Raw genomic sequence first — 8,967 nt, forward strand, 5'->3', positions numbered from 1 at the left:
AACTCGGTGCTGATCTTGCGCATTTCGCGCTCCGCCTCAACGGCGGTCTCACGATCACGGAACTTGTAGGTGATCGTGTTGGTGTCCTCGTTCGTCTCATACCCGAGGCTACGAATACCCTGGCGGTCGTTGGCTTCGCGCAGCGCCTGGCGGAAGGTGCCCTCCGACTGCTCCATGAACTTCGCGAGGGCCACATCGAGGTCGACCTCGAACAGGAAGTGCACGCCGCCGCGTAGGTCGAGCCCAAGCGCCATCGGCCGCAGACCGAGGGAGCGCATGAAGTCGGGCATGCGTGGCATGGTTGTCAGCGCGGTGATGTACCCGTCGCTGTAGCGCTCTCGGAGGGGATCGAGGGCGTCGCCCTGGGTGGCCGTGTCTTTGAAGGTGACCATGACCGTCTTGCCGTCCACCAGGCGGGCTTGTTCGAACGGCAGGCCCTCGCCCTGGAGAAAGCCCTCGACGTCTTCGACCACCGCTTCCGGCGGCTCAGTGCCGTCCGCCGGCGTTAGCTGGATCGCCGGGTCTTCACCAAACAGGTTCGGCAGCGCGAAGAGGATGCCGAGAACCATGACGCCTACGACCAAGCTGAAGAGCCAGCTCGGCGTGTGGTTCTGTCTCATGCGCCTTTCACCGTGCCCTTAGGCATCACGGCGCCGACCGCGTGCTTCTGCACTCGGATGGCCACGCCGTCGGACACCTCCACGGTGAAGAACTGGTCCCCCACCTTGGTGATCTTGCCGAGCACGCCACCGCTGGTGACCACCTCGGCGCCGACGGCGATCGACTCCACCATGTCCCGATGCTCCTTGGCGCGCTTTTGCTGCGGCCGGATCAACAGGAAGTAAAAGAGCACGAGCATGCCCACGAGGGGGAGCAGGGAGAGGAAGCTGCCGCCAGCGGGCGCCGCGGCCCCCTGGGCCATTGCGGGACTGATCAGGAAATCCATGAGTGACCTTCGAGGTGCAGGCAGAAAGCCCGCAAGTATGCCATATCCACAAGGGAAGCCCTGCACAAGTCCGCCCACCGTCCCCGAGCACCAGCGCCCCGATCTCGGCGTTGCGCAAAGTCCCCTGTAGCGACGGCTACAGGGAACTTCGCGCGCCTTGACCTCGGGCCGCTGGACGCACGGGGCCGCCGATCGGACTTGTGCATACCTTCCCTAGTTGAGCCGGGCCTGAATATTTCAAGGCCCGCCCGAGGATTCACTGGCAAATTACTCGACGCCGCGCGCCACCCCGGCCCGGTAGGCCTCGGCGTACTCCTCCAGGGTCCCCGCCTCGATCGCCTCGCGGATGCGGCGCATGTGGGTTTGGTAGAAATGCAGGTTGTGGATCGTGCTCAGGCGGGCGCCAAGGATCTCGTTGCAGCGCTCGAGGTGGCGCAGGTAGGCGCGGCTGTAGTGGGCGCAGGTGTAGCACTCACAGTCCGGATCCAGAGGTCGCAGATCCTCAGCAAAGCGGGCGTTTCGGATGCGCAGGGTGCCGCGGGAAGTGAACAGATAACCGTTGCGGGCGTGGCGCGTGGGCATGACGCAGTCGAACATGTCGATGCCTCGCGCAACGGCATCGAGGAGGTCCTCGGGCGTGCCCACCCCCATCAGGTAGCGGGGCTGATCGCTCGGCAGCAGCGGGACCGTGCAATAGAGCACCCGCAGGCGCTCCTCCTCCGTCTCCCCCACGGAGAGGCCACCGACGGCGTAGCCGTCGAAGCCGATATCCCGCAGGCCCCGGGCCGAGCGCTCCCGCAGCCCTTCGAACATGCCGCCCTGGACGATGCCGAAGAGCGCCGAGGGGTTGCCGGCGTGAGCCTCGCGACAGCGCGCCGCCCAGCGTAGGGACAGCTCCATGGACACCCGGGCCTCGGCCTCCGTCGCCGGGTAGGCCGTGCACTCGTCGAACACCATCACCACGTCCGCGCCCAGATCTCGCTGGACCTGCATGGAGCGCTCAGGCGTGAGCATCCAGGGGCTGCCGTCGACGGGGGATTGGAAGCGCACGCCCTCCTCCGAGAGCTTGCGCATGGCCTCCAGGGACCACACCTGAAAGCCACCGGAGTCGGTCAGGATCGGCCCCTGCCAATGCATGAACCCGTGCAAGCCGCCGTGGGCCTTCACCGTGGCCTCGCCCGGGCGCAGCATCAGGTGGAAGGTGTTGCCGAGGATCATCTGGGCGCCGAGATCGGTGAGTTCCTCACCGGTCATGCCCTTGACCGTGCCGTAGGTGCCGACGGGCATGAAGGTGGGCGTGTCGACTACGCAGGTGTGCTCGTCGCGGGTGAAGGTGAGCCGGCCGCGACGCGCGGCGCCGTCCTGGCTCAGGCACTCGTAGCGCATGCTTCGCATACTCATCCCGCCCGCCGCTCCCGGCGTTGGCTCGCCTGCGGGCTCACCAGCATCGCGTCGCCGTAGCTGAAGAAGCGGTAGCGCTCGCGCACCGCGTGGGTGTACGCGGCGAGCGTGTGGTCCGTGCCCGCGTAGGCGCAGACCAGCATGAGCAGCGTGGACTCCGGGAGGTGGAAGTTGGTGAGCATCCTGTCGACGGTGGCGAAGCGGTGGCCGCCCGGTCGGATGAACAGGCGGGTGCTGCGCGCACCCGCCTGAGGCAAGCCATCGCTGCCCGCAGCGCTCTCCAGGCCGCGCACGACGGTGGTGCCCACGGCCACCACCTGGCCACCCCGCGCCCAGCAGGTCGCGATCGCCTCGCGCAGGCCCTCGTCGATGAGCACCTGTTCCTCGTGCATCACGTGGTTGTCGAGGTCATCCACCCGCACGGGTTGGAAGGTGCCCGCCCCCACGTGCAGGGTCAGCGTGCGGCGCTCGATACCCTGCGCATCGAGCGCGCCGAGCAGCGCTTCGTCGAAGTGAAGACCGGCCGTAGGCGCCGCGACCGCACCGGGCTTGTCCGCGAACACGGTCTGGTAGCGCTCACGGTCTTGATCATCGTCGGCTCGCTGCACGTAGGGCGGCAGCGGCATGTGGCCGTGCGCTTCGAAGTGGGCGAGGGCTGGCCGATCGAAGACGAACTCCACCAGACCACCCTCCTTGCGCTCCCCCACCTCCACCTCGGCGCCGCCCTCCACGGTGATCACGGCGCCCCGCGCAGGCGGTTTGCTCACCTTCATCTGGGCGAGCACACGTCGCTCGTCCAACGCACGTTCGAGCAGTAGCTCGACCCTGCCGCCGCTGGCCTTGCGGCCGTACAGGCGCGCCGGCACCACCCGCGTGTCGTTGAAGATCAGGAGGTCGTCGGCACCTAGCAACTCGGGCAAGTCGACGATGGCGCGGTCCGATACGCGCCCATCGCTGCCATCCAGGGTGAGCAGTCGTGCATCGGAGCGGTTGGGCAGGGGCGCCTGGGCGATCAGCTCATCAGGCAGATGGTAGGCGAAATCAGAACGCTGCATGGGCGCACAGCGTACAGAGGGATCGGGGCAGATCGCCAGTAGGCCACCCGTTACAGGCGGCGCATCACACAGGCAGCGTCAAAGGACTCGAGGGCCACGACGGCAGGCACAGGAAACGACCCGGGAGGTGAGGCATCCGGTGTCTCGGCCGCCTCGTCCACCGCGATATACATCCGCACCCCATCACGCACCACGTTGAGAGCAAGCGGCTCGCCAGGACCGTAAGACCTCAGAATGGCCCGGGCGTGCTGGGCCGAGCGGGGCGTGCGGCCATCGATTCGCAGCAGCACGTCACCGTCCTGCAGCTGCGGGGTGTGGCTGGGCGCGCGGGTGATCAGCAGTCCCTCGTCGGTGCCGAAGTAGCGCCCGAGCTCGTCGGTCATTGCCGTGAGCTCCAATTCATACCAGCGATCCGGCGAGCCTTGCCGTAACGCGCCCGGCAGATCCGCCAGATCGCCGAGCACGACATCCGCGTAGGCGATGGCATCCCCGCGCTCGTAACGCACGCTGATCGACTCGCCAGGCGTTGCCCGTTGCAACACCGCGAGCAGCTGCTCCACGGGGTGGGCGATGCCGTCGTCCAGGAGGTCATCGCCGTTGATGGCGAGGATGAGATCGCCGCTGCGCAGGCCGCCCTGCTGGGCCGGGCCGTCGGGGGTGACGCCCGTGACCCGCACGCCCGCCGTGGTCGGCTCGCCGGCCACGATGCCGAGCACCGCTCGATGCTCGTTCTCCAAGAGGTCCCGCTCTACGTTCAGCAGGACGCGCTGGATGATCTCTTCAACCGCCGGCTCGCCAAGGTTCATGTCTGACCCGGAGCTGGGAGCGCGGTGCTTACCGCTTGCGGCTAATGTGACGTCGGGAGCGTGGAGGAACGCCTGCCACGCTGAGTCCGCCGAGATCTGGCCGCCTTGCCTGCCAGCGGTCATCAACAGCACCGCCAGGAGCGCAAGCCCCAACCCGATTCCCAAAATACGCCTGCGTTGCTGGATAAGCATGAGAAAAAAATATGACAGCTAGAAAGCGCCTACCGCGGAACCTCGAACTTTGCCCGCAACGCGGCAGGAGCACCATAGGCATCCAGGAGTTCGTCCATCAGGCGACTGCGCTCGAGGGCGATGGAATATCGCTCGCCAGGCGTCAAATTTTTCCCATTAAGACAGTAATAATCGAGCATTCCGATGCGGCTCTTCAGCTCGTCAACATGCGCCTGCTTGTCTAGATTTAATTCAAGATCAGCGTCGACGAGCTCCAGGTGACGCTCCTGAAGCCATCGGGTAGACAAAAATTCGTCAAGGCCAGCATAGCTAGCTGGCGTGGCGGCGAACTGCGCGGAATCCAGCGGCATTCCCGCGGAGAGCTGGCGTTGCGCCTCCTGCAAATCGGCCGTCCACAGGCGTAGGCAGACCACCGCGAGCACGGCAATCCCGCTCGCCAGCATGCCCTCGAGCAATGCCTGGCGCACGCCCAGGCCACCGCGAAACGGGGCCGTCAGGGCCTCGCGCCAGCCGCCGGAGGCGGGGTGACTGGTGCCGGTGTCGTGCCGTAAGCGGGCGCGGATCTCCGTCCACGCCGACGCCGGGGCTTCCTCATCGGGGAGGGTTCGCAGGTTTCGGGTGACGCATTCGAGATGCTCCAGCTCGCGCTGGCAGTGGCGACACTCGGCCACGTGCGCACGGCATTCGGCGTCGACGGGCGCACCGTCGCGAATGCTCAGAAGCTGTTGGAGGTTTGCGTGCACGTGGCCGTTCCCGACTGATCATCCAGCGCGTCGCGGAGGCGCTTGTGCGCCCGCGCCAGCTGGGACTTAGAAAAGCTGGTGGTTTTGCCCATCATCGCGCCGATCTCGCGATGGGTGTAGCCCTCGACATCGTACATCCACACGACCGTACGGGCCGTGGGCGTGAGGTGCGCCATCGCGCCCTCGAGATCCGTGCTGGCCTGCGCCGCCGGGGCGCCGTCGCGCGTGTGCTGGAGCAGGTCCCACATCTCCTCGCCGCTGCGGCTGTAACGCACCCAGGCGGAGCGGAAATGCATGAGGCACTTGTTGACCGCGATACTGCGGATCCAAGCCCCCAGGGGCGCGTCGCCGCGGAACTTGCCGAGGTGGCGAAGCACCTCGACAAAGGTGTCCTGCAGGATCTCCTCCGCCAGATCCGGCCGGCCGAGCAACCGGCTGGCCAGGGAATACACCGCATCGCAGAAGGTGCGATAGATCGCCTCCTGCGCCCTGGCGTCCCCGGCCGCCGCCGCCGCCACCTGATGGGCGGGTATTTCCTGGCTGAATCTAGACATCTGTCATTTGATGCTACGAGTCGCGGAAAGGTCGCTGCTTCGAGAACGAATCGCGTCAGGAAGTTCCCCGGGCTGCACCGATGCTGCGGCGCAACCGGTCTGGACAGGTCTCTGCCAAGGCTGTAATTTTGCCCGCCTTGCCGGGATGGCGGAATTGGTAGACGCGGCGGATTCAAAATCCGCTGTCCGCGAGGGCTTGGGGGTTCGAGTCCCCCTCCCGGTACCAACCTCGACTTGTGCTGCGTCAGCAGCGAACCCACACGCGCTGAACGGCTACCCAGTCGTCGAGCGTCCGAAGAACCACTGAAACGGCACGTGCACGCGCCCACCCCACGCCCGCTCGTTGTGGCGCTCGCCTGGGAATACCAGGTACTGCAGGCGCGACCCCAACCCGAAGCCCCGGTGCATCAGCAGGTCGCGCATCGCCAGGGTCCGCTCGAAGTTATCCCGCGGCCACCCGCTGTCGAGGTAAATGCGGATGTTCGGTGGTGCCTCCCGGGCGATCCGGTCGAACAGGTCGTCCGCATAGCCGAAGGTCGAGGACAGGCAGGCAGCCATGCCGAACACGTCTGGCCGCGACCAGGCCGAATGCAGCGCCATGACACCCCCGAGCGACGACCCCATGACCGCTGTGTTATCCGGGCCGGTCAACGTGCGATGGGTGGCATCGAGGAAAGGCCTCAGCCGGTCAGCGATCCAATTGGCAAACCCAACGTACCCAGGACTCGTGAGCGCACTCATGCGATCACCGGGATACACGCCCACCACCAACACCTGATCGATCACGGCGAGTTCGTGCAGTTCATCGAGGGTCTGATCAATCTCCCAGGCACGCCCCAGGAACGCCTCCTCAGGGAGGAACAAGTTGCCACCATCGTGCACGTACATGACGGGGTAGCGCTTGAGCGTGTTCTCACCGTAGCCGGCGGGGAAGTACACGCGGAAACGCACACCGTCGAGGGCACGCAGGGGCCCCAGGGTGCCGGTGAGGCCGGCGTAGAAGTAGGGATAGACATCCCGACGGCCAGCGGCACGAGTCACCACCCGGTTCATACCCGGTAGCCATAGGAGGCCCTGGGGGCTGTGCAGGCAGGGTTTGAAGTAGAGCCAGTCGCGATCTGACTCGAAGATGAACTCGGCGCCGTCCGGCGTGGGGTGGCCGCGCAGGTCGTTGTACCAATCGAGTTCGGTGCGCAGCACCAGACGGTCGGGTTGGGCGGGGTAGTAGGCGCGCACACGGAAGGTAGTCACGGCTGATCTTGCTCCATGGGCGCCGGCCCTTCTCCTTCACGCGCGGCGATCAGCTCAGCCGCGCAGCTCGGTTGCCAGTCCACCATCTGCGCGGACACCCAGGCCTGCGCGGCGGATTCGCCAATATCGATTAGCTGCGCGAGGTAACGGCGGAAGAACGCCTCATCGCTGAGCAGCCGTTCGTACATGGCGATCGACAACACGGCCAATTCGACCGACCCGCCAAGCCGCTCGCGCAGATGCGTTCGCGCCTCCTCCGGCGTGTAGCCCTGGGCAATGTAGCCAAGGCGAGCCAACTCCTCCCCCATCTTCTGCGCCAATACCGTGTCCGCTCCGCTCGCGGATCGTTCCCCGTACGCAATACACGCCTCGATCACGCTCGCACTTGGCACCGAGGGCACGGGGTCCACGCCGCGGCAAAACTCGGCCAGCAGGCCGAACGGAACCGGGGCGGTTGCGCCGAGCGAAAACGCTAGTTCGACGCGTTGCTGGTACGAGAGATCCGTGGCGGTGAGTGCACGATCGAGATGGGTTATCGTCTCGCCGAAGTAAGCGCTCACCTCAGACGCAGCGCCGGCGCGGTCGAGGTACCGGTAAGCGCACTTCGCATCGGCGCGCATCAGGCAGCTTGCCGCCACCATGATCAGGGCCTCGCTGTTGTCCGGCGCCACGCGCAGAAGATCCCTCTCCAACTCTGCCACCTGCGCACAGACCGGCGGTCCGCTGGCGCAGATCCCAAGGGCCCGGTAGCGGAACAGGGGATTGTCCGGATCGAGGGCCGCCGCCTGGCGTGCCAGTTCGAGCTGCTCTTGCGTCGTCCGATGCGGGGAGAAGCTCAACGCGAACAGGTGGTCTGGGTCCTGACTGTGGTTCAGCCCACCCATCAGCTGATCGATATGCTGATCGGCGCGCTGACGGTAGGCATCAGCAGATTCATCAGGCTGCGACGTCGGTTGAAGCAACGCGAGCTCCGCAAACGGAGCGCACGCATCCTGCGAACTGCTCCCAGCCGGCAGAGTGGACGCCTTCGGCGACGGGCTCTCGAGACGAGCCGTCTCGCCTTCCACTACCGCCGTCGGCGTCGGCGTCGGCGCGGCGTCACCGACCGGGTCCGGCGTTGAGGTGACTTCCGGGTCCGTGCGCATGCCCCACCACAGCAACGGCGCGAGGGCGAGTAGGACGACCGCTAACCAACGCATCCCGTCGCGCCGGCCCGCGTCCTCACGGCTGGCGATACGCCACGCCCTCCTTCATCACGAACACCACGCGCTCGAGCTCCGAGCCGTCCTGCAGCGGATCGCCCGCCACGGCCACCAGATCCCCGTACTTGCCCGGCTCCAAGGTGCCAAGCACGTCGCTCTGCCCGATGTTAGCCGCACCGTTAACCGTCGCCGTCTCGATGGCCTCCATCGGCGTCAACCCGCCCCACTCCATCAGCAGCCGGAACTCGATAGCGTTCTGGCCGTGCGGGAACACGCCCGCGTCGGTGGCAAAGGCGATCTTCACCCCACCGTCGTGGGCCCGGCGGGCGTACTTCTCGGCGAGCACCAAGGCCTGGCGCGCCTTCACCGTCTGCGTGGGGCTGAGGTAGGAGTCGGGGGAATCGAGCATGGGCATGAGGGCAAAGGACGGCATCAGCGTCGGCGCCAGGAAAGCGCCACGCTCGCGGAACAGGGCGATGGCCTCGTCGTCCAGGAAGGTGCCGTGCTCGATGGCGTCCACGCCGGCGCGCAGCGCGGCCTTGATGCCGTTGGCGCCGTGCGCGTGGGCCGTCACGCGTCGACCCATGGAGTGCGACGTGTCGACGATGGCCTCGAGCTCGTCATCGAAGAACTGCTGTTCGAGGCCGGCTGCCGATTCGGAGAGCACGCCGGCGGTGGCTGTGAGCTTGATGTGATCGGCCCCGCGACGCACCTGCCGACGTACAGCGCGACGGCAATCGTCGGCGCCGTCGCAGCTGCCCGTGCCCATGAGCACCGCCGACACATCCTCGCGATAGCCCTGCACGAGATCGCCGTG

At 66.5% G+C, this 8,967-nt stretch carries 10 protein-coding genes and 1 tRNA gene; 1 reads left to right on the plus strand and 10 read right to left on the minus strand.

Annotated elements, in window-relative coordinates:
- The 7 genes from secD to AAF184_23215 all read right to left on the minus strand — a co-directional run.
- Window positions 1–620, minus strand: a 620-nt coding sequence (gene secD / locus AAF184_23185) for a protein translocase subunit SecD (GenBank protein MEO0425260.1), incomplete at its 3' end; no start/stop codon positions are given.
- Entirely contained in the window at window positions 617–946 is a 330-nt protein-coding gene (yajC, locus tag AAF184_23190) for a preprotein translocase subunit YajC (GenBank protein MEO0425261.1), read from the minus strand. The genes secD and yajC, both read right to left, overlap by 4 nt.
- Window positions 947–1,213: 267 nt before the next feature.
- The gene (gene tgt, locus AAF184_23195) at window positions 1,214–2,332 is read right to left on the minus strand and encodes a tRNA guanosine(34) transglycosylase Tgt (GenBank protein ID MEO0425262.1); all 1,119 of its coding nucleotides are present in this window, start codon (window positions 2,330–2,332) and stop codon (window positions 1,214–1,216) included.
- An 11-nt stretch (window positions 2,333–2,343) separates the two neighbouring features.
- Window positions 2,344–3,402 carry a tRNA preQ1(34) S-adenosylmethionine ribosyltransferase-isomerase QueA gene (queA, locus tag AAF184_23200; protein MEO0425263.1) on the minus strand — a complete coding sequence of 353 codons (1,059 nt, stop codon included), beginning with the start codon at window positions 3,400–3,402 and terminating at the stop codon, window positions 2,344–2,346.
- A 50-nt stretch (window positions 3,403–3,452) separates the two neighbouring features.
- Window positions 3,453–4,208, minus strand: coding sequence for a PDZ domain-containing protein (locus AAF184_23205; protein ID MEO0425264.1), 756 nt, complete (start codon window positions 4,206–4,208; stop codon window positions 3,453–3,455).
- A gap of 221 nt (window positions 4,209–4,429) precedes the next feature.
- Window positions 4,430–5,143, minus strand: coding sequence for a hypothetical protein (locus AAF184_23210; protein ID MEO0425265.1), 714 nt, complete (start codon window positions 5,141–5,143; stop codon window positions 4,430–4,432).
- Complete coding sequence (locus AAF184_23215) at window positions 5,116–5,697, minus strand: sigma-70 family RNA polymerase sigma factor (protein MEO0425266.1); 582 nt, start codon at window positions 5,695–5,697, stop codon at window positions 5,116–5,118. The genes AAF184_23210 and AAF184_23215 overlap by 28 nt, the downstream gene beginning before the upstream one ends.
- Window positions 5,698–5,836: 139 nt before the next feature.
- Here AAF184_23215 and AAF184_23220 point away from each other — a divergent pair.
- A tRNA-Leu gene (locus AAF184_23220) sits at window positions 5,837–5,923 on the plus strand.
- 47 nt (window positions 5,924–5,970) lie between these two features.
- On the opposite strand, the gene AAF184_23225 is transcribed toward AAF184_23220, so the two are convergent.
- The 3 genes from AAF184_23225 to AAF184_23235 all read right to left on the minus strand — a co-directional run.
- On the minus strand, window positions 5,971–6,948 hold the full coding sequence (locus AAF184_23225) for an alpha/beta hydrolase-fold protein (protein ID MEO0425267.1): 978 nt from the start codon (window positions 6,946–6,948) through the stop codon (window positions 5,971–5,973).
- Entirely contained in the window at window positions 6,945–8,147 is a 1,203-nt protein-coding gene (locus AAF184_23230; protein MEO0425268.1) for a hypothetical protein, read from the minus strand. Before AAF184_23230 ends, AAF184_23225 begins: the two co-directional genes overlap by 4 nt.
- Window positions 8,148–8,169: 22 nt before the next feature.
- A partial coding sequence (locus AAF184_23235) for an amidohydrolase family protein (GenBank protein ID MEO0425269.1) occupies window positions 8,170–8,967 on the minus strand: 798 nt, incomplete at its 5' end.

This window comes from Pseudomonadota bacterium (assembly GCA_039815145.1).
Classification (GTDB): Bacteria; Pseudomonadota; Gammaproteobacteria; order Steroidobacterales; family JBCBZW01; genus JBCBZW01.

Excerpts from the sequence above, each read along its gene's own strand:
- tgt (MEO0425262.1), bottom strand. The coding sequence starts at position 2,332 with ATGCGCTACGAGTGCCTGAGCCAGGACGGCGCCGCGCGTCGCGGCCGG.
- yajC (MEO0425261.1), bottom strand. The coding sequence starts at position 946 with ATGGATTTCCTGATCAGTCCCGCAATGGCCCAGGGGGCCGCGGCGCCC.
- AAF184_23230 (MEO0425268.1), bottom strand. The coding sequence starts at position 8,147 with ATGCGTTGGTTAGCGGTCGTCCTACTCGCCCTCGCGCCGTTGCTGTGG.
- queA (MEO0425263.1), bottom strand. The coding sequence starts at position 3,402 with ATGCAGCGTTCTGATTTCGCCTACCATCTGCCTGATGAGCTGATCGCC.
- AAF184_23205 (MEO0425264.1), bottom strand. The coding sequence starts at position 4,208 with ATGAACCTTGGCGAGCCGGCGGTTGAAGAGATCATCCAGCGCGTCCTG.
- AAF184_23215 (MEO0425266.1), bottom strand. The coding sequence starts at position 5,697 with ATGTCTAGATTCAGCCAGGAAATACCCGCCCATCAGGTGGCGGCGGCG.